This is a genomic window from Pseudomonas sp. 22515 (assembly GCF_052044625.1).
In the GTDB taxonomy this organism is placed as follows: Bacteria; Pseudomonadota; Gammaproteobacteria; order Pseudomonadales; family Pseudomonadaceae; genus Aquipseudomonas; species Aquipseudomonas alloputida.
Window position 1 is genome coordinate 26,023 of sequence record NZ_JBQENN010000025.1, and the last position, 23,354, is coordinate 49,376.

The window sequence follows — 23,354 nt, forward strand, 5'->3', positions numbered from 1 at the left end:
CGACGATGACCTTTTCACTGCGCCGCCTCGTCCTCGCTACCGGCTGCCTGCTGTTGGCCGGCAACGCCCTCGCTGCAGAACCGAAACGCCCCGAATGCATCGCACCCGCCTCCCCTGGCGGTGGCTTCGACCTGACCTGCAAGCTGGTGCAAAGCGCACTGGTACAAGAAAAAATCCTCAGCAAGCCGATGCGCGTCACCTACATGCCCGGCGGTGTCGGCGCGGTCGCGTACAACGCCGTGGTCGCCCAGCGCCCGGCAGACGCCGGCACGCTGGTGGCCTGGTCCAGCGGCTCACTGCTTAACCTGGCCCAGGGCAAATTCGGCCGTTTTGACGAAAACGCGGTGAAATGGCTGGCTGCCGTCGGCACCAGCTACGGTGCCATCGCGGTGAAAAGCGACTCGCCCTACAAGACACTTGATGACCTGGTCGCAGCGCTGAAGAAAGACCCGAGCAAGGTCGTGATCGGTTCCGGCGGTACCGTCGGCAGCCAGGACTGGATGCAGACCGCGTTGATCGCCAAGGCCGCAGGCATAAACCCGCGCGACCTGCGCTACGTGGCCCTGGAGGGCGGCGGCGAAATCGCCACGGCATTGCTGGGCGGCCATATCCAGGTCGGCTCTACCGACATTTCCGACTCCATGCCGCACATCCAGAGCGGCAACATGCGCATCCTCGCGGTGTTCTCTGAAAACCGCCTGGACGAGCCGGAAATGAAAGACATTCCTACTGCCAAGGAGCAGGGCTACGACATCGTCTGGCCGGTGGTGCGCGGTTTCTACCTGGGGCCAAAAGTGAGCGACGAGGACTACGCCTGGTGGAAGGCCTCGTTCGACAAGATGCTGGCCTCCGAGGACTTCGCCAAGCTGCGAGACCAGCGCGAGCTGTTCCCGTTCGCCATGACCGGCGAAGAGCTGGACGGCTATGTGAAGAAGCAAGTGGCTGACTACAAGGCACTGGCCAAGGAATTCGGCCTGATCCAGTAAGCCTGTCGGACTCACCACCACCCCTGTGGGAGCGGCCTTGTGTCGCGATCGGCCGCGAAGCGGCCCCTGGCAAAGCCGATACGATGCTTCGGACTGATCGCATCGGCAGGTTTAGCGGCCGCTTCGCGCCCGATCGCGACGCAAGGCCGCGCCCACAGGATGTGCATTTCACTTGAGCAATCCCAGCGAGGATTCCCCAATGATCCTTCAACGCATTTTCGCCCTGGCCCTGCTGGCGGTGTGTGCCGCCCTGGCCGTGATGGCCTGGCCCTATCAGGCTGCATTCTCCTATGAACCGGTGGGCCCGCGCGCTTACCCGCTGCTGGTGCTCGGCCTGATGGGGCTGGGCCTGCTGTACCTGGTGTTCCGCCCAACGCCCATCGTGCGCAAGGATGACGAACCGGAGCTGGACCGCGAGACCCTGATCAAGATCACCGCCTGTGTCGGCCTGCTGATCGTCTTCGCCGCCACTTTTGAAGCGCTCGGCTTCATCCTCAGCGCCATCCTGGTCGGCCTGCCCATGGCTCGGCTGTACGGTGGCCGCTGGCTGCAAAGCGCCATTGTGGTGGCCGGCATGAGCATTTTCCTCTACTGGCTGTTCGACCGTGTGATGGACGTGCCACTGCCCCTTGGCCTGCTGAGCGTACTGGAGAACTGACATGGATACCTTGAGCTACCTGGGCCAGGGCTTCGGCATTGCCCTGTCCCCTTACAACCTGGTCACCGCCCTCTCCGGCACCTTGATCGGCACCGTGGTCGGCCTGCTGCCGGGCCTGGGCCCGATCAATGGCGTGGCCCTGCTGATCCCCATCGCCTTTGCCCTCGGCCTGCCGCCGGAATCGGCGCTGATCCTGCTGGCGGCGGTGTACCTGGGCTGCGAATATGGCGGGCGTATCAGCTCGATCCTGCTGAACATCCCGGGCGAAGCCTCGACCGTGATGACAACCCTGGACGGCTACCCGATGGCTCGCCAAGGACTGGCAGGCGTCGCGCTGTCGCTGTCGGCCTGGAGCTCGTTCATCGGCGCCTTCATTGCCACCTGCGGCATGGTGCTGTTCGCCCCGCTGCTGGCGAAATGGGCCATCGCCTTCGGCCCGGCGGAGTATTTTGTGCTGATGGTGTTCGCCATCGTCGCGCTGGGTGGCATGGCCGGTGACAAACCACTGAAAACCTTCATTGCCGCTCTCATCGGCCTGTTCCTGTCGGCGGTCGGCATCGACGCCAACAGCGGCGTGTACCGCTTCACCGGTGACAGCGTGCACCTGGCCGACGGCATTCAGTTCGTGGTGCTCGTGCTGGGCCTGTTCTCCATCAGCGAAATCCTCCTGCTGCTGGAAAAGACCCACCATGGCCACCAGGCGGTCAAGGCTACCGGCCGTATGCTGTTCAACTTCAAGGAAGCGGCCTCGGTGTTCCTGGTCAACATCCGTTGCGGCCTGCTCGGTTTCATCATGGGTGTTCTACCCGGCGCCGGCGCAACGCTGGCCAGCGCCGTGGCCTACATGACCGAGAAACGCATGGCCGGGGAAAGCGGCAAGTTCGGCAAAGGCGATGCCCGTGGCCTGGCAGCGCCGGAAACGGCCATTGGTGCGTCCTGCTGTGGCGCCCTGGTCCCGATGCTGACCCTGGGCGTACCGGGCTCTGGCACCACAGCTGTGATGATCGGCGCCCTGACCCTGTACAACATCACCCCTGGCCCACTGCTGTTCGAACAGCAGCCAGATATTGTCTGGGGCCTGATCGCCTCGCTGTTCGTCGCCAACATCATGCTGGTGATCCTCAACATCCCGATGATCCGCATCTTCACCCGCATCCTCGCCGTGCCAAACTGGGCGCTGGTGCCGGTGATCGCCATCATCACCGCGATCGGTGTGTACGCCGTGCATGCTACCACCTTCGACCTGTTCCTCATGGTCGGTATCGGCATCATGGGCTACATCCTGCGCAAGCTGGACTTCCCTCTGTCGCCGATTCTGCTGGGCTTCATCCTCGGCGGGCTGATGGAGCAAAACCTGCGTCGGGCGCTGTCGATCTCCAACGGTGAACTGGGCATCCTCTGGTCCAGCCCGATCAGCATGGGCGTCTGGGCGCTGGTAGTGCTGATGCTCGCCCTGCCGCTGCTGCGCATCTGGCGCAAACGCAGCCTGCAGCGCCGGGCCCTGGCCGATGCCTGATCGGTCGTTGCCATTGTTCGTCGCGACCGGGCTGGTCGGCCTTGCTGGCGGTTTTGCCGCCAGCAAGGTCGGCTGGCCTTTGCCATGGATGGTCGGTTCATTGCTGGCGATCATCCTGGTGCGCTGCCTGACGCGTTGGCAGCTGTCGGAAATCCCCAACGGCCGCAAGTGCGGGCAGTGGATCATCGGCATCGGTATTGGCCTGCACTTCACCCCTGCAGTGATCGAGCAGGTGGCCAGTCATTTTGCGCTGATCTGCTTCGGTGCGTTGTTCACCACCCTGTCCAGCGTGATCAGCGTATGGCTGCTGCGGCGAACCGGCGAAGACCGCGCCACCGCGTTCTTTGCCAGCATGCCAGGCGGTTCGGGAGAGATGGTCAACCTTGGGGCGCGCAATGGCGCGGTGCTCAGCCAGGTGGCGGCAGCGCAGAGCCTGCGTGTACTGGCAGTGGTGCTGTGCGTGCCAGCGCTGTTCAAGTTTCTGCTGGGTGACGGGGTACCACTGAACCACACCGGTAGCGTGAGCTGGGGCTGGCTGGCGTTGATTGCGCCCTTGGGCGTTGCCGTTGCCTTGCTCTGGCAGCGCTTGCGCCAGCCCAACCCATGGCTGTTCGGGCCATTGCTGGTCGCGGCTACGGTCAGCCTGGCCGGCAACCTGCAGATCGCCCTGCCCAACGGCGCCAGCCAGATCGGCCAGTGGCTCATCGGCAGCGGCCTGGCCTGCCACTTCAACCGCGCGTTCTTCCGCCGCGCACCGTCGTTCCTGGGGCGCACCTTGATGGCCACGGCGTTGTGCATGGCGATTGCCGGCAGTGCCGCGTGGGTGCTGAGCATGATGACTGCACTGGACTTGCGTTCGCTGACACTGGGGATGATGCCTGGCGGGATCGCCGAAATGAGCCTCACGGCCGAAACGTTGCAATTGTCAGTGCCGCTGGTGACGGCACTGCAGGTGATGCGCCTGATCTTGGTGTTGTTTCTGGCAGAACCGCTTTTCCGGTTGTGGGACAACAGGTATTCAAGCTGCAAGCCCCCTGAAGATAGATAGTTACCACTTGCCCAATGCCCGGGTGAATAGAGTCGGATTGCTGCCCTGATCGCCAGCAAACCCACACTTCCCGGCATTCAAGAGGTAATGATGAAAGTCCGTCTTTCTTGCAACTATCGCTCGGCTATTGCCTGGGCATGCCTTGCCATCAGCGCAGGCAGCTTTGCCGCAGAGTCACCTGCCCCCGTCCAGATCAACGTCGTGGCTATCAATGATCTTCACGGCTACCTGGAACCCAACCCCCAGGACTACGCCGGCGCGCAAGGCGCTACCCGCCTGACCTACGGCGGCATCGCCACACTCGGCGCCATGCTCGATGAACTGCGAACGCAGGACCCCGATCTGCTGTTCATCGGGGCTGGCGACTTGATAGGGGGCAGCCCCGCCATTTCTGCGCTGTGGGCTGACGAGCCTGTGCTTGAGGCCTTGAACGCGATGGGCATGATTGTCAGCGCATCCGGGAACCACGAACTGGATGCAGGCAAGGCCGAGTTTCTTCGTCAGATCCACGGAGGATGCGAGTCAACGCGCCCTGAAAAGGCCTGCACGTTTCGCGGCAATTATCCAGGAAGTGGCTTCCCTTACATAGCGTCCAACCTGATCGATACCACCACGGGCGAGCGCTTGCTACCGGCCTATCACATTCAAGAGGTGAAAGGGGTCAAGATAGCGTTCGTCGGTGCCGTGCCACGCAACATGGAAAAAGTGGTCTCGGCCAGAGCATTCGCAGGGCTCAAAGCCACAGATGAAGCGCAAGCCATCAATGACGTGATTCCGGAGCTCAAGGCCAAAGGCGTCAATGCAATCATCGCGGTCATGCACCAGGGAGGGGATACGGTCGAGCCGTTCGACACGCAGGATTGCAGCCAGCTGAGTGGCGCGGTCGTCGACGTGGCGAAGCGGCTGGATCCCGCGGTAGATGCTGTCATCAGCGGTCACTCGCATGCCAGCTATCAATGCAAGGTGGGTGACCTGAGCATCACTCAGGCTGGCAAATACGGCCACTTCCTGACTCAGTTGAAGTTGCAGGTAACGCCAGGCACCCATCACGTCACGAACATCACCGCCCGCAATATTCCTGCTGACCCACAGAACTACCTGCCGAATGCCAAGTTGACGAGTTTGCTGGAGGAAGTGCGTCAGCGGTCCGGGGAAAAATTGCTCGAACCCATAGGACGCATCTCGACGGCAGAACTTGACCGTAAAGAAAATGCCGCCGGTGAAACAACCTTGGGGAACCTGGTCACGGATGCCCAATTGGCCATGACCCAGGCGTTTCAGACACAAGTTGCCTTTCTCAACCTGGGTGGGCTGCGCAGTGATCTTATCCAGCCTGCCGATAGCGACCTGACCTACGAACAATTATTCGCCGTACAACCGTTCAATAACCCGTTGGTGGTTCAGGAACTGACAGGCAAGCAGATTACCGAACTGCTCAACCTTCAATGGAACAGGGGCAGTTTCAATCCGCTGCAAGTATCGAAGGGTTTTCATTATGAGTGGGATGGTTCACGGCCTGTCGGCAGCCGTGTCGTCGAGGGCAGTGTGCGTCTTCACGGCAAACCCGTTGAGCCGTTGACCCATTATCGCGTCGTCAGCAACCTGTTCCTGGCCGATGGTGGCGGTGGCTTGGCCACTTTCAAAGAAGGAAGGCGACGCCAGGACACCGGCATCTCCGACCTGGAAGCCTTGGTGGCGTATGTGCGCCAGAACCATGAGCGGGGTATTGCTATTGGCCAGCGCAGCGAGCCGCGCATCAGCATGACGCCCTGAGCGATTGCGTACCCCACCCCGGTTTCTCACAGCGGGGGCAGTGCCCAGTCGATGGGCCCGAGTCCCCGCTGTTCGAGGAAGCTGTTGGTACGGCTGAAATGCCCGCAACCGATGAACCCGCGGTACGCCGACAGCGGCGAAGGATGGACCGACTTCAGTACCAGGTGCTTGGTACCGTCGATCAGCTTCTGCTTGCTCTGTGCGTGCGCCCCCCATAGCAGGAATACCACGTTCGGGCATTGCTCACTGACCACTTGAATGATCCGGTCGGTAAACAATTCCCAGCCTTTCTTGGCATGCGACGCGGCATTGGCGCGCTCGACTGTCATGGTCGTGTTGAGCAACAGAACGCCTTGTTCTGCCCAGCTCTGGAGGTAGCCGTGGCTGGGGATCGGGATGTTCAGGTCGCGCTGCAGCTCCTTGTAGATATTGACCAGCGACGGCGGCGTGGCCACGCCCGGTTGCACCGAGAAGCACAAGCCATGGGCCTGCCCCGGCCCGTGATACGGGTCCTGACCGAGGATGACCACCTTCACCTGGTCCAGCGGTGTCGAATTGAGCGCATTGAAGATCAGCGGCCCTGGCGGGTAGATTTCCTTGCCAGCAGCGTACTCGCCACGCAGAAATTCGCGCAGCTGGTGCATGTAAGGCTGGTCGAATTCACCGCGCAATGCGGCCTTCCAGCTGGGTTCGAGTTTGATGCGATCGTCGTCAGTCATGGGGCCTTCCATAAACAATGGCGCGACACTAGGTAAGCCCTTCGCGCTTGTCAAACGATCCGACCGACGACCGGCATGATTGGCCAGGCAAGCCATACTTGAGCGATGACTTGCGAGAGGTAGTCCATGACCATTCACTGCGAGGTACTCACCGGCGTCGATGGCGCCCGCATCGGCATCGCCACCCTGGATGCGCCCAAGGCGCTCAACGCCCTGAACCTGCCAATGATCGAGGTGCTGGGCGAACAACTGCATGCCTGGGCCCGCGACCCGGGTATCGTCTGCGTGCTGCTGCGCGGCAACGGGGCGAAAGCCTTTTGCGCAGGCGGCGATGTCCGTGCGCTGGCGCAAGCCTGCCGCGACCACCCCGGCAGTGTCCCACCGCTGGCGGCCTCCTTCTTCGCCGCCGAATACCGCCTGGACTTTGCCCTGCACACCTACCCCAAACCGTTGCTGTGCTGGGGCCATGGGCATGTGCTGGGTGGCGGCATGGGGCTGCTGCAAGGCGCCAATGTACGTATCGTCACACCCAGCAGCCGGCTGGCCATGCCGGAAATCAGCATCGGCCTGTACCCAGACGTAGGCGCCAGTTGGTTCCTGGCCCGGCTGCCGGGCAAGCTGGGTTTGTTCTTCGGCCTGACCGGTGCGCCGATCAATGCCCGCGATGCCCTTGACCTGGGCCTGGCTGACCGTTTTCTGGGCGAGCACCAGCAAGAGGCCTTGATCGAGGAGTTGGTACAACTCAACTGGCAGGAGCAGACCGCCATACAACTGAACAGCTTGCTCAAGGCCGAGCAGCATCGTGCCTGCGCCGAGCTGCCTGATGCCCAGTGGCTGCCACGACGGCATGAGATCGATCAGTTACTCGACGTGGCGGATGCGGCTTCAGCCTGGCGCGCGCTGGAAAGGCTCAAGCAGCATGACGACCCATTGCTGGCAGATGCCGGCCAACGCTTGCATGAGGGTTGCCCGCTGACCGCGCATCTGGTCTGGGAGCAGATCCGCCGGGCGCGGTACCTGTCGTTGGCGCAAGTGTTCCAGATGGAATACAGCATGAGCCTGAACTGTTGCCGCCACCCTGAGTTCAGTGAAGGCGTGCGTGCTCGCCTACTGGACAAAGACAACCAGCCGCGCTGGCACTGGCCTGATGTGGCGCAAGTGCCGGCGGCGGTAGTCGAGGCGCATTTTGCCAAGGCGTGGGAAGGACGGCACCCATTGGCGGATGTGGGTTAGTCTGCTGATGGGGGGCTGCTTTTCAGCCCCCGCCTCCGCTCAGCTAGCGCTGCCAGTTTCCTCCTCGCCCCTGCCCGCCCCGCCCGTCCCAGCGCCCGCGGTCGTCAACCTGCCGATTGGAGTGCCGGTCGCCCTGCCGGTAACGCTGGCTGTCATTGCGATAGTCATGGCGATCCCGGTCCTGCCGGTAGTCTTGCCGCTGGCGATTGCCGTAGTCATAGCGCGGGTTGCCATGCCACTGGTTCATCCTCGGCTGCGAATATGGCCGGTAATAGGGCGCAGGGGCCGCCCCATGGTAGTAACGGGGGGCAGGCTGATAGTAATAGCGCGGGGCTGGCGCCACATAGTACCGGTCATAGCGGTAATACCCCGGCGCCACATAGCGGTCGGTGGAGTAGTAGTCCGAACGGTAATAGCCCCCGCGCTCGTAGTATGGGGCGCAGGCCGAAGTCATCAGCCCCAGCAGGGTGATCAACAGGATTCGATAGGACATGGCGGCCTCCTGGACCGCGGGAGTGCCCGAACAGCGGCGCTGGCGAGCGTCGAGACGAGATGCGTCAATCGACACTGAATAAGACAGTGGCGCGCAGGTTCAGTGCCATTTCTGCAATAACTTGATACAGGTGAAATAACCCTGAAAAACTTGCAGTCATTTGCTGGTCATCTCACTAGAATAAGCGGCTCGGCACACATCACGGGAAGATCATGCCCTTACGTTCCGCTCTGTTCTCGCAACGCTCGCTGATCGTTACCCTGCTCGTGTTACTGGCCTGCGGCTTCCTGGCCACCTCGCTGCTCAGCTACTTCTCCTCTCGCAGCGCCATCCGCGACGGCATCATCAATACCGAATTGCCGCTGACCTCCGACACTGTCTACTCGGAAATTCAGAAAGACCTGATCCGCCCGGTGCTGATCGCCTCGATGATGGCCCAGGACACCTTCCTGCGCGACTGGGTGCTGTCCGGCGAGCAGAATACCGAACGCATGACCCGCTACCTGAGCGAGGTCATGGGCAAGCAGGACATCTTCACGTCCTTTTTCGTGTCCGATCGCACGCGGACCTACTACCAGGCCAAAGGCGTGCTCAAGCACGTCGAACCGGGCACCTGGCGTGATGCCTGGTATTTCCGTCTGCGTGAACTCAAGGCCCCTTATGAGATCAACGTCGACCTGGACATGGCCAACCAGGACAGCCTGACCGTGTTCATCAACTACCAGGTGCACGACTACCAGCAGCGCTTCATCGGCGCGGCAGGCGTAGGGCTGAGCGTATCGTCGGTGGTCAAGCTGATCGATCAGTACCAACGCCGCTACCAACGCGCGGTGCTATTCACCGATGCCAAAGGCAAGGTGCTGTTGACCGGCTCCGAGGGTGGCCCGCATGGTTTGCAAGTCGGCCAGTCACTCAGCGACAACTCTGAGCTGAAGGCCATGCTGGCCGAGCAGAGGGTGCCGGGCGAAGGCAGCCACGAGTACCATGACAGCGAAAACCACAGCCACTTTCTCAACGTTCGCCACCTGCCCGAACTGGACTGGTACCTGTTGGTGGACAAACGCGAAACCGGCGTCCTCGACCGCATTCGCCACGCGCTGTACCTGAACCTGGCGATCTGTACGATGATCACCCTGGTGGTGCTGGCACTGGTGCATGCCATGGTCCGCCGCCACCAGGCCAGCACCGAAGCCTTGGCCACGCTCGACAGCCTCACCGGCTTGCACAACCGGCGCAGCTTCGACCTGCTCGCCGCCCAGGCGCTGCGAGAAGCCCGGCGCGACAGTAGCCCTCTGGTGGCCTTGCTGATTGATCTGGACCACTTCAAGGCGTTGAACGACAACCACGGCCACCTGGCAGGTGACGAAGTGCTACGCCAATTCGCCAATGTGCTGCAAGGCAGCCTGCGTCAGTCAGATATACTGTGCCGCTGGGGCGGTGAGGAATTCATCGTGCTGCTGCGCGAAGCTGAAGGCGGCCAGGCCGTCGAGGTGGCGGAAAAGATCCGGCGACGCACCGAACAGCTGACCTTCAGTTACGACAACCAGCCGCTGCGACTGACCACCAGCATCGGCCTGAGCAGCCTGCAACCGGGGGATACCCTGCACGCCCTGCTGACCCGCGCCGACCGCGCGCTTTATCGTGCCAAGCAGGCTGGCCGCAACCGCGTCTGCAGTGAAACCCGCCATGAATGACAAGCAACACTGCCCCGCTTGCGGTGCCCTCAACCAGTGCAGCCTGGCCGACTCACGCCGTGCCACCCAGGCGTGTTGGTGCTACAGCGTGACCATCGACCCGGCCGTGCTTCAGGCCCTGCCCGATGAACTGCGTAACAAGGCCTGTCTGTGCCCGCGCTGCGCCGCCGTTGAAGAACAGCTCCGTCCATCCGCTGCCCACTGATCGTTGCCATGCGCCTTGACCGTTTCCTCGCCAACCTGCCCAGCTACAACCGCCAGCAAGTTCGCCTGATGCTGGCGCAACGCCGCGTGCGGGTGGACGGCAAGGTCGCCAGTGACCCGCTGACCGACGTGCGTGAATTCAGCCGCGTAGAGCTGGATGAGCAACTGCTGCAGGCCGGCCGGCCGGCCCGCTACCTGATGCTGTACAAGCCCACTGGCTGCGTAAGCGCCACCCACGATCCGCAACACCGTACCGTTCTCGACCTGCTGCCCACGGCGTTGCGAGATGACCTGCACATAGCCGGGCGCCTGGATTTCAACACCACCGGCCTGATGATCCTGACCAACGATGGCCAGTGGTCACGGCGCCTGACCCAGCCTGCCACAAAGCTGCCCAAGCATTATCTGGTGGACACCGAGGACGAGATTGGCGAGCACTATGTGGCCAAGTTTCGCGAGGGTTTCTATTTTGCCTTCGAAGACCTCACCACCCAACCAGCCCGGCTGGAGATCCTCGGCCCCCACCGAGCCCGGTTGGCAATCGTCGAGGGGCGGTACCACCAGGTCAAACGCATGTTCGGGCACTTCAACAACAAGGTGGTGGGGCTGCATCGGGAGAGCATGGGAGCGATCCGGCTGGATCCGGGGTTGGCGCCGGGGGAGTATCGTGAACTGACGGCCAATGAGATAGCCACTGTCCAGGCGTGACAGACAGCCCGTGTCGTCACACGACCGCTCAGCGACAAAAGTCACATTACTTACCGAACGGCACTTGCGCGATCCCCAACCCACTGCTTGAATCCAAATCGTCAGTCTGCATGTGACTACCAAGTCACACCTGCAGCCAGTGACACTTTTTGCCGGCCACCCAAAGCCTAGATGCCTTGGGGCACGGCAAATTGCCCGCCAAAAACAATACCGTCGACGCACGTGCCAAGGATCGACACAGGGCCCCCGGTTTATCTTCAGGCAAATGCCTACCTGTCATAAAGAACGTGCACCCTAGGTGACGCGAATACCCTTTTTGCGCCAGGAGTCGATGACATGAGGCCAGAAATCGCTGTACTTGATATCCAAGGTCAGTATCGGGTTTACACGGAGTTCTATCGCGCGGATGCGGCCGAAAACACGATCATCCTGATCAACGGCTCGCTGGCCACCACGGCCTCGTTCGCCCAGACGGTACGTAACCTGCACCCACAGTTCAACGTGGTGCTGTTCGACCAGCCGTATTCAGGCAAGTCCAAGCCGCACAACCGTCAGGAACGGCTGATCAGCAAGGAGACCGAGGCGCATATCCTCCTTGAGCTGATCGAGCACTTCCAGGCAGACCACGTGATGTCTTTTTCATGGGGTGGCGCAAGCACGCTGCTGGCGCTGGCGCACCAGCCGCGGTACGTGAAGAAGGCAGTGGTGAGTTCGTTCTCGCCAGTGATCAACGAGCCAATGCGCGACTATCTGGACCGTGGCTGCCAGTACCTGGCCGCCTGCGACCGTTATCAGGTCGGCAACCTGGTCAATGACACCATCGGCAAGCACTTGCCGTCGCTGTTCAAACGCTTCAACTACCGCCATGTGAGCAGCCTGGACAGCCACGAGTACGCACAGATGCACTTCCACATCAACCAAGTGCTGGAGCACGACCTGGAACGTGCGCTGCAAGGCGCGCGCAATATCAACATCCCGGTGTTGTTCATCAACGGCGAACGCGACGAGTACACCACGGTCGAAGATGCGCGGCAGTTCAGCAAGCATGTGGGCAGAAGCCAGTTCAGCGTGATCCGCGATGCGGGCCACTTCCTGGACATGGAGAACAAGACCGCCTGCGAGAACACCCGCAGTGTCATGCTGGGGTTCCTCAAGCCAACCGTGCGTGAACCCCGCCAACGTTACCAACCCGTGCAACAGGGGCAGCATGCATTTGCCATCTGAGCGGCTCGGCGCCTTGTAGCAAATACCCGCAGGCCACGGGGCGCCGACAAGCTTTTTTATAACTTGGGCTTCTAATTCGCTGAAGGTTCTGGTAAAAAGTCGAGCTCAGATGCGGGTATAGTTTAGTGGCAAAACGAAAGCTTCCCAAGCTTTAGTTGAGGGTTCGATTCCCTCTACCCGCTCCACATCGCATTCCCGCATGGCGTTCCAGCAACGTCATCGCAGTCAAAAGGAGCCTTGGCTCCTTTTTTCGTTTTTCACCCTGCCTTGACCTGGCCCATGGCCATTTACCCACCGATCCGCTTCAATGCGCATCGGGCCTTTGCGTGCGCAAGCGAAACGGCTTGTGGCGGATAGGCTCAATGGATTCGTGAAACCATTCGAAAGGACAACGCATGTTTCTCTCCCGCTGGCTACCGGGCCTTGCCAACCTGCTGCACTACCGCCGTGAATGGTTCCACGCCGATCTGCAAGCGGGCCTGTCGGTAGCCGCGATCCAGATTCCCATTGCCATTGCCTATGCGCAGATCGTCGGCCTGCCGCCGCAATATGGCCTGTACGCCTGTGTGCTACCGATGATGGTCTACGCGCTGATCGGTAGCTCGCGCCAGCTGATGGTCGGCCCCGACGCCGCCACCTGCGCGATGATCGCCGGTGCCGTGGCACCGCTGGCCCTGGGCGACCCGCAGCGCATCGTCGAACTGTCGGTGATCGTCACCGTGCTGGTCGGCGTGATGCTGATTGCCGCGGGCCTGGCGCGCGCCGGGTTCATCGCCAGCTTCTTCTCGCGGCCGATCCTGATCGGCTACCTCAACGGTATCGGCCTGAGCCTGATCGCCGGGCAGCTGTCCAAGGTGGTGGGCTTCCAGATCGAGGGCGACGGTTTCATCCTCAGCCTGATCAACTTCTTCCAGCGCCTGGGGGAAATTCACTGGGTCACATTGATCATCGGCCTGGCCGCCCTGGGCCTGCTCATCTGGCTGCCACGGCGCTACCCGCGTCTGCCCGCAGCCCTCACGGTAGTGGCGCTGTTCATGCTGCTGGTTGGCCTGTTCGGCCTCGACCGCTTCGGCGTTGCCGTCCTTGGGCCGGTACCTGCAGGCATCCCGCAACTGGCCTGGCCACACAGCAACCTGGCGGAAATGAAGAGCCTGCTGCGCGACGCCCTGGGTATCGCCACCGTCAGCTTCTGCAGCGCCATGCTTACCGCACGCAGCTTTGCCGCCCGGCATGGCTATGCGATCAACGCCAACCACGAATTCGTCGCCCTGGGCGTGAGCAACCTGGCGGCCGGGGTTTCCCAGGGCTTTGCCATCAGCGGTGCCGACTCGCGCACTGCAGTCAACGACATGGTCGGTGGCAAAAGCCAGCTGGTGGGCATCATCGCGGCACTGGTGATCGCCCTGATCCTGCTGTTCTTCACCGCACCCATGGCCTGGATCCCGCAGGCTGCGCTGGGCGCCGTGCTGCTGATGGCTGGCTGGGGGCTGATCGACATCAAATCGCTGGGGCATATCCGGCGTCTAAGCCGCTTCGAGTTCTGGCTGTGCCTGCTGACCACGGCGGGCGTACTGGGCCTGGGCGTGCTGCCCGGCATCGTGTTTGCCGTGACCCTGGCGATCCTGCGCCTGCTTTACAGCATCTACCAACCCACCGATGCCGTACTGGGCTGGCTGCCGGGCACCGAAGGCCAGGTGGACATCCGCAAGTTCAAAGACGCCCGCACCGTGCCTGGTCTGGTGGTGTACCGCTTCGACGACGCCATCCTGTTCTTCAATGCCGACTACTTCAAGATGCGCCTGCTTGAAGCCGTGCAAAGCCAGGACCAGCCTAAAGCCGTGCTGTTCGATGCCGAAGCGGTAACCAGCATTGATGTCAGCGGCATCGCCGCCCTGCGCGAAGTGCGTGACACCCTGGCGGCTCAAGGCATCCTCTTCGCCATCGCCCGCGCCCGTGGCACTTTCCTGCGCATGCTGGTGCGCTCGGGGATGGCGCGGGACATGGAAGAAAAACTGCTATTCGGCTCGGTACGCGCGGGGATTCGTGCGTACCGCGTGTGGCGCAACCGAAACCGCAGTGTGCAAGTGACCGAACAGGGTTAGCGGCTTTCATCCTGTTCAACGTGCTACGCCTGTGCTGGCCCTTTNAAGGGCCAGCACAGGCAACACAAAACCTCGCCTTGACACCAACCCTCGCATACCTCGCATGACATGCTAAAGTCGCCCCGTTCCCCGCACCACCCAACGGATCCAGCATGCCCGCACTTGATGCCACCCTTACCCCCTGGCCAGAACTCGCCGCCCGCCACCCCTGCGACGCCCTGCTGCTGGGCAATGGCGCAAGCCGCGCAGTATGGAAGCCGTTCGGCTACTTCTCGCTGTTCGAGCAAGCGCAACGCGCAGGCCGCAAGAAAGGCCTGGCGGTCAGTGACCAGGCACTGTTCAAGTCCTTGGGCACGGAACTGTTCGAGCCGGTGCTCAGCGCCCTCAACACCACCGTGCGTACCAATGCCGCACTGGCCATCAACTCCACCGCGCCGCTGAACCGCTACTACTCGATCAAGGAAGCGTTGATTCACGCCGTGCGCACGGTGCATCTGCCCTGGCCGCTGATGCCACCGGCCACCCTGGCAACCCTCAATCAGGCCCTGCGCGGCTATCGAAGCGTCTACACCAGCAACTACGACCTGGTGCTGCCATGGGCCGTGCAGCACGCCCCGAATGGCTTCGCCGAACTGTTCGACGAACAAGGCTATTTCGACGTGCGACGCACCGGCAGCGAAGGTACCCGGGTGCTGCACCTGCATGGCGGCCTGCACCTGCTCAAGCTGCCCGACGGCACCACCCGCCAGCGCAGCGCTGAAAGCGCCGAACTGCTCGATGGGTTTGCCGTGAATATCCCGGGTGAAGTACCGCTGTTCGTCAACGAAGACCGCAGCGACGAGAAACTGCGCGCTATCCGCAACTCGGACTATCTGAGCTGGTGCCTGGGGCAGCTGGCGCAGGAAAACCAAGGGATATGCCTGTTCGGGCAGCATCTGGACAGCAGTGACCGGCACCTGCTCGACGCTGTGCGCCAAGCCCGTCCGCAACAGCTATCCATTGCCATTCGGCCGCTGGGCGAGGCGTCGGTGATCAATCAGAAGCAGCATTTTGCAGATCGTTTCGGGGATTTGCCGGGGACGGCGCTGCATTTCTTCGATGCCAGCACCCATCCGTTGGGGCAGGCAGCATTGGCTATCGAAGTGCCCTCTGCTCAGCGCTGACAAGGTGCCCGGCAGGCGTACCGGTGGGTGGCGTCAGAGCAACCCATCCGCGCGCAACAACGTTTCCAGGCAATGCTCCTGCACCCCATAGAACGCCTTGAGCTGGGCAATCTTCTCCAGCAACGCCCCATTATCCCCCGCCTGCCGCCGTTTCACCGCAAGAATCATCTTGTTCTTGTTGGTATGTTCCAGCGAGATGAACTCGAACACCTTGGTTTCATAGCCACAGGCTTCCAGGTACAGCGCACGCAGGCTGTCGGTCAGCATTTCGGCCTGCTGGCCCAGGTGCAGGCCATACTGCAGCATGGGTTGCAGCAACCCTGGGCTGTGCAATTGCGGGCGGATCTGCTTGTGGCAGCACGGCGAGCACATGATGATCGCGGCGTTGCAGCGGATGCCGGTGTGGATGGCGTAGTCAGTGGCGATGTCACAGGCATGCAAGGCGATCATCACCTCGATGGCCTCAGGCACCACGCTGCGTACGTCACCACACTGGAACTCCAGGCCCGGATGGTCGAGGCGTGCGGCCGCGGCGTTGCACAGGTCGACCATGTCCTGGCGCAGCTCCACGCCGGTCACCTGTGCGTCACGGCCCAAACTGTTGCGCAGGTAGTCATGCATGGCAAAGGTCAGGTAGCCCTTGCCCGATCCGAAGTCGGCCACCCGCAGCGCCTGTTCCGTCGACACCGGTGCATTGGCCAGGGCGTGATCGAAGACCTCGATGAATTTGTTGATCTGCTTCCACTTGCGTGACATGGACGGGATCAGTGCGCCTTGTGCGTCGGTCACACCGAGGTCGCGCAGAAACGGCCGCGACAGCTCCAGATAACGCTTCTTCTCGCGGTCATGCCCGCTGCCCGCATCGGCCACGCGCGGTGCCTGGGCACCGTGGCGCTGGAGCATCGGTTTGCCCTTCTTGCTGAAGGTCAACTGCACTTCGCCGTCAGCATCGAACAGGTGAGCATTGCGGAAGCTGTCCGGCAGCAGTTCGGCAACCAGCACCTGGGCCTGGTCCAGCGGCAGGTTGCGGGTGATGTCGCGGGTCTGGTGACGGTAGACCAGCGACAGGCACGGCTGGCCCTTGACCTGCAACGGCTTGGCAATGATCCGTTGCAAGGTCTGGTCGGCACCGACATGGCGCGCCAGCACCAGCTTGACCAGGGTTTCGCCGTACAGGGCGGCGTTCAGCAGGTCGAGAAACTGAGCGCGCGCATCCGGCGCGCAAGAGGCAGAAGTACTGGCGGACATGAAAAGGGGGCCTTGGGTAGCGGAACGCCTATTCTAACGTGCCGCAGGCACCCTGTGGGAGCAGGCTTGCCCGCGAACACCGGCAAAGCCGGTGGCAGACACCGTGTCGCCTGATTCGCGGGCAAGCCCGCTTCTACAGGGAATCCAGCAAGGCTGGGCGCGCCTTCAGTCGAGAATCACCAAGCGGTTGGGCAACTCGTTGCGGGCATGGGTTGGCGGCACGTGCTGGCTAAGCAGCTCGCCACACGCTTCGATGCACTCGACAAAGCCCTGCAAGGTGCGGCCCTGGCGCACCTGCTCGGCCAAGCGGGCACCGATGGCCGCGCGGGCTTCGGCATCCAGGCAGTGTTCGATACCCCGGTCGACCAGGATCTCCACATGCCGCTCCGCCTCGCTGACGAAAATCAGCACGCCCGTGGCGCCTGCTGTGCGCTGCAGGTTCTGCTCGCGAAACTGCTGGCGGGCCAGGCGCGCGGCACGCCAGCGGCGCAAGGCACGGGGGATCAGCCAATCGGCCAGGCGCGGGTTGCGCAGCAGCAGGCACAAAACGACGAACAGCAGCACGTTGCCCATCAGCACGCCACGCACGCTGGGCCAAGCCAGCAGCCAGTGCAACAGACCGGGCACGGTCAGTGCCAGCACGGCGGCCCACAACAACGGCCAATACGCATAATCGTCGGCACGACGGGCAAGCACCGTCACCAGTTCGGCATCGGTACGCCGTTCGGCACGGGCAATGGCTTCGGCAATCTGCCGCTGATGGTATTCGTCGAAGGGGGTCATGCCGTCGGTCTCTTGAGCGTTCTTATAGTTGTTATCCCGGCATTCGGGGCTTCATCCGCAGGCGACATATTCAGGCATAATCCGCCGCTGGAAGAATTGCCTGCAAATCGTACAACAATAGCCGCCTGAAAACTTCGGTCGCGCACGTATCACCGTGGATACGGCAGAGGCCCCAAAACGGAATTGATGATGAAACTGTCTTTGCTGGGCCTGGCCATGGGCCTTGCCAGTCAGGCGGCCCTCGCCGCCCCCACCGCCCCGCCCCTGCAGGACAAGCAGGCATTCATCGAGCATCTGATCAGCCAGATGACCGAAGCCGAGAAAATCGGCCAGTTGCGCCTGATCAGCATCGGCCCGGAAATGCCCCGCGACAAGATCCGCGAGGAAATCGCCGCCGGCCGTATCGGTGGCACCTTCAACTCCCGCACGGCCCCCGAAAACCGGCCGATGCAGGACGCGGCCATGCGCAGCCGCCTGAAGATCCCGATGTTCTTCGCCTACGACACCGTCCACGGCGAGCGCACCATCTTCCCGATCGGCCTGGGCATGGCCGCTACCTGGGACATGGAGGCCGTCGCCAAGGTCGGCCGCACCGCCGCGATCGAAGCCTCGGCCGACGCCCTGGACATGACGTTCGCGCCAATGGTGGATATCGCCCGTGACCCGCGCTGGGGCCGCACCAGTGAAGGTTTCGGCGAAGACACCTACCTGACCTCGAGAATCGGCCAGGTAATGGTGCGCTCGTTCCAGGGCAGCAGCCCGGCCAACCCCGACAGCATCATGGCCATCGTCAAACATTTCGCCTTGTATGGCGCCGTGGAAGGCGGGCGCGACTACAACACGGTCGATATGAGCCTGCCGAAAATGTACAACGACTACCTGCCACCCTATCGCGCCGCGCTCGATGCGGGTGCCGGTGGCGTGATGGTGGCGCTGAACTCGATCAATGGCGTACCGGCCACCTCCAACACCTGGCTGATGAACGACCTGCTGCGCAAGGAGTGGGGCTTCAAGGGCGTGACCATCAGCGACCATGGTGCCATCCAGGAGCTGATTCGCCACGGCGTCGCCCGTGATGGCCGTGAAGCCGCCAAGCTGGCGATCAAGGCCGGCATCGACATGAGCATGAACGATACCCTGTACGGCGAAGAGCTGCCGGGCCTGCTGAAGTCCGGCGAGGTGACCCAGCGCGAGCTGGACCAGGCGGTGCGTGAAGTGCTGGGTGCCAAGTACGACATGGGCCTGTTCAAAGACCCGTACGTGCGCATCGGCAAGGCCGAAACCGACCTGAAGGACTACTACGGCAACGACCGCCTGCACCGCGAAGCTGCGCGTGACGTGGCACGCCGCAGCCTGGTGCTGCTGGAAAACCGCAACCAGACCCTGCCGCTGAAAAAGGCCGGCACCATTGCCTTGGTCGGCCCGCTGGCCGATGCCCCGATCGACATGATGGGCAGCTGGGCCGCCGACGGTAAACCCGTCCACTCGGTGACCGTGCGCGAAGGCTTGCGCCGCGCCGTGGAAGGCAAGGCCAAGCTGGTCTACGCCAAAGGCTCCAACGTCACGGGTGACAAGGCGATACTCGACTACCTGAACTTCCTCAACTTCGATGCCCCGGAAATCGTCGACGACCCACGCCCGCCTGCCGTGCTGATCGATGAAGCAGTCAAGGCGGCGAAGCAATCCGACGTCGTGGTCGCCGTGGTCGGCGAGTCCCGTGGCATGTCCCACGAGTCGTCGAGCCGCACCACCCTGGAGATCCCGGCCAGCCAGCGCGAGCTGATCAAGGCGCTCAAGGCCACCGGCAAACCGCTGGTGCTGGTGTTGATGAACGGCCGACCGCTGTCGATCAGCTGGGAGCGCGAGCAGGCCGACGCCATCCTCGAAACCTGGTTCGCCGGCACCGAAGGCGGCAATGCCATCGCCGACGTGCTGTTTGGCGACTACAACCCCTCCGGCAAGCTGGCCATTACCTTCCCACGGTCGGTGGGGCAGATCCCGATGTACTACAACCACACCCGCATCGGCCGGCCGTTCACGCCGGGCAAGCCGGGTAACTACACCTCGCAATACTTCGAAGAACCCAACGGGCCGCTTTACCCGTTCGGCTATGGCTTGAGCTACAGCAGCTTCGAGCTGTCGGGCCTGAACCTGTCGAGCAAGGATCTCAAGCGCGGCGATACGCTGGAAGCCAAGGTAACGGTCAAGAACACCGGCAAGGTTGCAGGCGAGACGGTGGTGCAGCTGTACCTGCAGGATGTGTCGGCATCGATGAGCCGCCCAATGAAAGAGCTGAAAAACTTCCAGAAGCTGATGCTTGAACCGGGTGAAACCCGCACGTTGACCTTCCGCATCAGCGAAGACGACCTGAAGTTCTACAATGGCCAGTTGCAGCGGGTTGCCGAACCAGGGGAGTTCAATGTCCAGGTAGGGCTGGATTCCCAGGCGGTGCAGCAGCAGAGTTTTGAATTGCTTTGACTGAAAAAGGCCGCCTGTTCCGGCCTCTTCTCGGGTAAACCCGCGAAGAGGCCGGCCCCGTTATCCCACCACCGGATCCGCCCCCCGATGCCCTTTTCCGTTCGCGCCCTGCGTCTGGGGCTGATCACCCTGCTGATCGTGCTGGGTACCGCACTCAGCGCCGGCTGGGCCATGCACCAGGCCAAGCGCCAGGCCATGGAAGACGACGCCAAGCGTGCCAGCCAGCAACTGGGCCTGTACGCCAACGCACTGCACACCCTGATCGATCGCTACCGTGCCCTCCCCGCCGTGCTGGCGCTGGACCCGGAGCTGATCGCAGCCTTGCGCGGCCCGGTCGACGAAAAGGTTCAGAACGCCCTGAACCTCAAGCTCGAACGCATCAATGGCGCCGCCAATTCCTCCACCCTCGAGCTGCTCGACCGCACCGGGCTGGCCATTGCCGCCAGCAACTGGCGGCTGCCCAGCAGCTACGTCGGCTCCAACTACGGCTTCCGACCCTACTTCAAGCAAACCCGCAACCAGGGCAGTGGCCGCTTCTATGCCGTGGGCGTGACCAGTGGCGTGCCGGGCTACTTCCTCGCCAGCGCGGTGAACGACGAGCATGGCCGATTCCTTGGCGCCATGGTGGTCAAGCTGGAGTTCCCCGAGCTGGAACGCGAATGGCGACAGGGCAACGATATCCTGTTGGTCAGCGACGCCCGCGGCATCACTTTCATCGCAAACCAGGATGGCTGGCGCTACCGCGAACTTCAGCCGCTCAGTGGCGCCGACCGTGCCGAGCTGGCCGAAACCCGTCAGTACGACAAGCAACCGCTGGTGCCGCTACACCATCAGGTGCTGACGCGGTTTGCCCCCTACAGCACCCTTAGCCGCGTGCAAGGCCCCGAGGGTAGTACCGAGTACCTGTGGGAAAGCCTGCCGCTGGAAGGCGAAAACTGGACCTTGCACCTGCTGCGCAAACCGCAGGTCGCTGCCGACGGCCGTAATGCCGCGCTTGGCGCCGCCGCCGTCTGGCTAAGCCTGGTGTTCGCCGCCCTTTTCGTCAGCCAACGCCTGCGCCTGGCACGCCTGCGCCAGCGCAGCCGGCAAGAACTCGAACGCCAGGTCGAAGAACGCACCCGTGAGCTGCGCACTGCCCAGGAAGGCCTGGTGCAATCAGCCAAGCTCGCCGCTCTCGGGCAGATGTCGGCAGCCATGGCCCACGAAATCAACCAACCGCTGACCACCCAGCGTATGCAACTGGAAACCCTGCGCCTGCTGCTTGACCATGGTCGCCATGACGAAGCGCGGCAAGCGCTGGAGCCACTGGAACAGATGCTCACGCGCATGGCAGCACTTACCAGCCACCTGAAAACCTTTGCCCGCAACAGCCCGATGGGCCTGCGCGAACGCCTTGACCTGGCAACCGTGGTCGACCAGGCCTTGCACCTGCTGGAAGCGCGCCTTCGCAACGAAGACGTGGAAGTGGCGCTGTACCTGGCACGCCCGGCCTGGGTACGCGGCGATGCCATCCGCCTGGAGCAGGTGCTGATAAACCTCCTGCACAATGCACTCGACGCCATGCTCGACAAGCGTTACAAACGCCTGGAGATCCGCATCGAACCCGACGGGACGCTATGGCGCCTGAGTGTGCTCGACTCGGGTGGCGGCATTGCCGAAGCCGACCTGGCCAAGGTCTTCGACCCGTTCTTCACCACCAAACCGGTGGGGGAAGGGCTAGGGCTGGGCCTGGCCATTTCTTACGGCATCGTCCACGAGGCTGGCGGCCAGCTGCGGGCCGAAAACCTGCCTGGCGGCGCGCGCCTGAGCCTTACCCTGCCCCGTGACCTGGAGCCTGTATGTTGAATTCGGTGATCGTCGTCGATGATGAAGCCAGTATCCGCACTGCTGTCGAGCAATGGCTGAGCCTGTCTGGCTTCAGCGTGCAGTTGTTCGCTCACGCCGAAGCGTGCCTGGCACACCTGCCGCAGCACTTCCCTGGGGTGATCATCAGCGATGTGCGCATGCCGGGCATGGATGGCCTGCAATTGCTCGAACGCCTGCAGGCGAACGACCCCGACCTGCCCGTGATTCTGCTGACCGGTCACGGTGATGTACCGATGGCGGTAGAAGCCATGCGCATGGGGGCCTATGACTTCCTGGAAAAACCCTTTACGCCGCAAGACTTGCTGGGCAGCCTGCGCCGCGCCCTGGAAAAGCGCCAGCTGGTGCTTGAGAACCGCCGGCTCCACGAGCAGGCCGACCTCAAGTCACGCCTGGAAGTCACGCTACTGGGCATGTCCCAGGGCCTGCAACAGCTGCGCCGGCAAGTGCTGGACCTGGCCGGCCTGCCGGTGAACGTGCTGATTCGCGGTGAAACCGGCAGTGGCAAAGAGCGGGTGGCCCGCTGCCTGCACGACTTTGGCCCCCGTGCCGCCAAGCCCTTTGTAGCCCTTAACTGCGCAGCCATCCCCGAGTCGTTGTTCGAGGCCGAACTGTTCGGCCATGAGAGCGGCGCCTTCACGGGCGCCCAGGGTAAACGGATCGGCAAGCTGGAATATGCCAACGGTGGCACCGTGTTCCTCGACGAAATCGAGAGCATGCCACTGGCCCAACAGGCCAAGCTGTTGCGGGTGATACAGGAGCAGAAGCTGGAGCGCCTGGGGGCCAACCAGAGCATCAGCGTGGACCTGCGCATCATTGCTGCGACCAAGCCCGACCTGCTCGAGGAGGCGCGTGCCGGGCGCTTCCGCGAAGACCTGGCCTACCGCCTGAACGTGGCCGAATTGCGCCTGGCACCGCTGCGCGAGCGGCGGGAGGACATACCGCTGCTGTTCGAACACTTTGCCCGTGCTGCAGGTGAAAAGCTGGGTCGCACCGCCCCGCCGCTATCGGCTGCACAGCTGGCGCAGCTGCTCTCACATGACTGGCCTGGCAACGTGCGTGAGCTGGCCAATGCGGCGGAGCGGCATGCGCTGGGGCTAGGTTCGCCAAACATCGAGGTGGCACCTGCCGGGCAGTCGCTGGGCGAGCAGATGGAAGCATTCGAGGCGCAATGCCTGCGCGCGGCCTTGCGTCAGCATGGGGGCGAGATCAAGTCGGTGATGGAGGCGTTGCAACTGCCGCGGCGCACCCTTAACGAGAAGATGCAACGGCATGGGCTGGTGCGCGAGGATTTTGTTGGGCAGGAATGAGCGGAAATCCGCTTATGACCTGCACCTGGTAGGCAAAAAACCGCTTATCACCTCGAGATTCCGGGCTGCTTTGCAGCCCTTCGCAGGCAAGCCCGCTCCCGCAAAGGGCAGCGCAAGCCCCACTACTGTGCCGGTTTTGGGGTATTGGATG

19 protein-coding genes and 1 tRNA gene are annotated in these 23,354 nt (G+C 62.6%); 16 read left to right on the plus strand and 4 right to left on the minus strand.

Annotated features, from left to right (window positions below; translation table 11 throughout):
* Positions 1–5 precede the first annotated feature (5 nt).
* The 5 genes from ACTJJN_RS21150 (at position 6) to ACTJJN_RS21170 (ending at position 5,981) form a co-directional block, all read left to right on the plus strand.
* On the plus strand, positions 6–986 hold the full coding sequence (locus ACTJJN_RS21150) for a Bug family tripartite tricarboxylate transporter substrate binding protein (protein ID WP_003252023.1): 981 nt from the start codon (positions 6–8) through the stop codon (positions 984–986).
* A 199-nt stretch (positions 987–1,185) separates the two neighbouring features.
* Entirely contained in the window at positions 1,186–1,644 is a 459-nt protein-coding gene (locus ACTJJN_RS21155) for a tripartite tricarboxylate transporter TctB family protein (RefSeq protein WP_017147937.1), read from the plus strand.
* A 1-nt stretch (position 1,645) separates the two neighbouring features.
* Positions 1,646–3,160: a tripartite tricarboxylate transporter permease gene (locus ACTJJN_RS21160; RefSeq protein WP_003252019.1), complete on the plus strand. Its 1,515-nt coding sequence runs from the start codon at positions 1,646–1,648 to the stop codon at positions 3,158–3,160.
* A complete protein-coding gene (locus tag ACTJJN_RS21165; RefSeq protein WP_014754341.1) occupies positions 3,153–4,208 on the plus strand; it encodes an AbrB family transcriptional regulator in 1,056 nt (351 codons plus the stop codon). Before ACTJJN_RS21160 ends, ACTJJN_RS21165 begins: the two co-directional genes overlap by 8 nt.
* 90 nt (positions 4,209–4,298) lie before the next feature.
* Complete coding sequence (locus ACTJJN_RS21170) at positions 4,299–5,981, plus strand: bifunctional metallophosphatase/5'-nucleotidase (RefSeq protein ID WP_192907693.1); 1,683 nt, start codon at positions 4,299–4,301, stop codon at positions 5,979–5,981.
* A gap of 26 nt (positions 5,982–6,007) precedes the next feature.
* On the opposite strand, the gene ung is transcribed toward ACTJJN_RS21170, so the two are convergent.
* The gene (gene ung / locus ACTJJN_RS21175) at positions 6,008–6,700 is read right to left on the minus strand and encodes a uracil-DNA glycosylase (RefSeq protein ID WP_003252014.1); all 693 of its coding nucleotides are present in this window, start codon (positions 6,698–6,700) and stop codon (positions 6,008–6,010) included.
* Positions 6,701–6,826: 126 nt separating this feature from the next.
* Between ung and ACTJJN_RS21180 the strand changes: the two genes are divergently transcribed.
* Entirely contained in the window at positions 6,827–7,933 is a 1,107-nt protein-coding gene (locus ACTJJN_RS21180; RefSeq protein ID WP_012053615.1) for an enoyl-CoA hydratase/isomerase family protein, read from the plus strand.
* 43 nt (positions 7,934–7,976) lie between these two features.
* Here ACTJJN_RS21180 and ACTJJN_RS21185 read toward each other — a convergent pair whose 3' ends face one another.
* Positions 7,977–8,426, minus strand: coding sequence for a hypothetical protein (locus ACTJJN_RS21185; protein ID WP_088513340.1), 450 nt, complete (start codon positions 8,424–8,426; stop codon positions 7,977–7,979).
* A 212-nt stretch (positions 8,427–8,638) separates the two neighbouring features.
* On the opposite strand from ACTJJN_RS21185, the gene ACTJJN_RS21190 reads away from it, so the two are divergent.
* The 7 genes from ACTJJN_RS21190 (at position 8,639) to ACTJJN_RS21220 (ending at position 15,521) form a co-directional block, all read left to right on the plus strand.
* The gene (locus ACTJJN_RS21190; RefSeq protein WP_088513339.1) at positions 8,639–10,120 is read left to right on the plus strand and encodes a sensor domain-containing diguanylate cyclase; all 1,482 of its coding nucleotides are present in this window, start codon (positions 8,639–8,641) and stop codon (positions 10,118–10,120) included.
* On the plus strand, positions 10,113–10,325 hold the full coding sequence (locus ACTJJN_RS21195) for a cysteine-rich CWC family protein (RefSeq protein WP_440781590.1): 213 nt from the start codon (positions 10,113–10,115) through the stop codon (positions 10,323–10,325). Before ACTJJN_RS21190 ends, ACTJJN_RS21195 begins: the two co-directional genes overlap by 8 nt.
* An 8-nt stretch (positions 10,326–10,333) precedes the next feature.
* Positions 10,334–11,032, plus strand: coding sequence for a pseudouridine synthase (locus ACTJJN_RS21200; RefSeq protein WP_088513338.1), 699 nt, complete (start codon positions 10,334–10,336; stop codon positions 11,030–11,032).
* Between the two features lie 336 nt (positions 11,033–11,368).
* A complete protein-coding gene (gene phaG / locus ACTJJN_RS21205) occupies positions 11,369–12,256 on the plus strand; it encodes a (R)-3-hydroxydecanoyl-ACP:CoA transacylase (protein WP_003252003.1) in 888 nt (295 codons plus the stop codon).
* Positions 12,257–12,367: 111 nt separating this feature from the next.
* Positions 12,368–12,441, plus strand: a tRNA-Gly gene (locus ACTJJN_RS21210).
* 210 nt (positions 12,442–12,651) lie between these two features.
* Complete coding sequence (locus tag ACTJJN_RS21215) at positions 12,652–14,358, plus strand: SulP family inorganic anion transporter (protein WP_003252001.1); 1,707 nt, start codon at positions 12,652–12,654, stop codon at positions 14,356–14,358.
* 152 nt (positions 14,359–14,510) lie between these two features.
* Entirely contained in the window at positions 14,511–15,521 is a 1,011-nt protein-coding gene (locus ACTJJN_RS21220; protein ID WP_440781592.1) for a DUF4917 family protein, read from the plus strand.
* 33 nt (positions 15,522–15,554) lie between these two features.
* Here the strand turns inward: ACTJJN_RS21220 and ACTJJN_RS21225 are convergent, their stop codons facing one another.
* Entirely contained in the window at positions 15,555–16,769 is a 1,215-nt protein-coding gene (locus ACTJJN_RS21225; RefSeq protein ID WP_004575154.1) for a class I SAM-dependent methyltransferase, read from the minus strand.
* 165 nt (positions 16,770–16,934) lie between these two features.
* Entirely contained in the window at positions 16,935–17,552 is a 618-nt protein-coding gene (locus tag ACTJJN_RS21230) for a TPM domain-containing protein (protein WP_003251995.1), read from the minus strand.
* A 186-nt stretch (positions 17,553–17,738) separates the two neighbouring features.
* Here ACTJJN_RS21230 and bglX point away from each other — a divergent pair, with 186 nt between their 5' ends.
* From bglX to ACTJJN_RS21245, 3 genes are all read left to right on the plus strand, one after another.
* A complete protein-coding gene (gene bglX / locus ACTJJN_RS21235; RefSeq protein ID WP_019752464.1) occupies positions 17,739–20,030 on the plus strand; it encodes a beta-glucosidase BglX in 2,292 nt (763 codons plus the stop codon).
* Between the two features lie 87 nt (positions 20,031–20,117).
* Complete coding sequence (locus tag ACTJJN_RS21240) at positions 20,118–21,875, plus strand: ATP-binding protein (RefSeq protein ID WP_221100900.1); 1,758 nt, start codon at positions 20,118–20,120, stop codon at positions 21,873–21,875.
* Entirely contained in the window at positions 21,869–23,203 is a 1,335-nt protein-coding gene (locus ACTJJN_RS21245) for a sigma-54-dependent transcriptional regulator (RefSeq protein WP_003251989.1), read from the plus strand. Before ACTJJN_RS21240 ends, ACTJJN_RS21245 begins: the two co-directional genes overlap by 7 nt.
* The last annotated feature ends 151 nt before the right edge of the window (positions 23,204–23,354 follow it).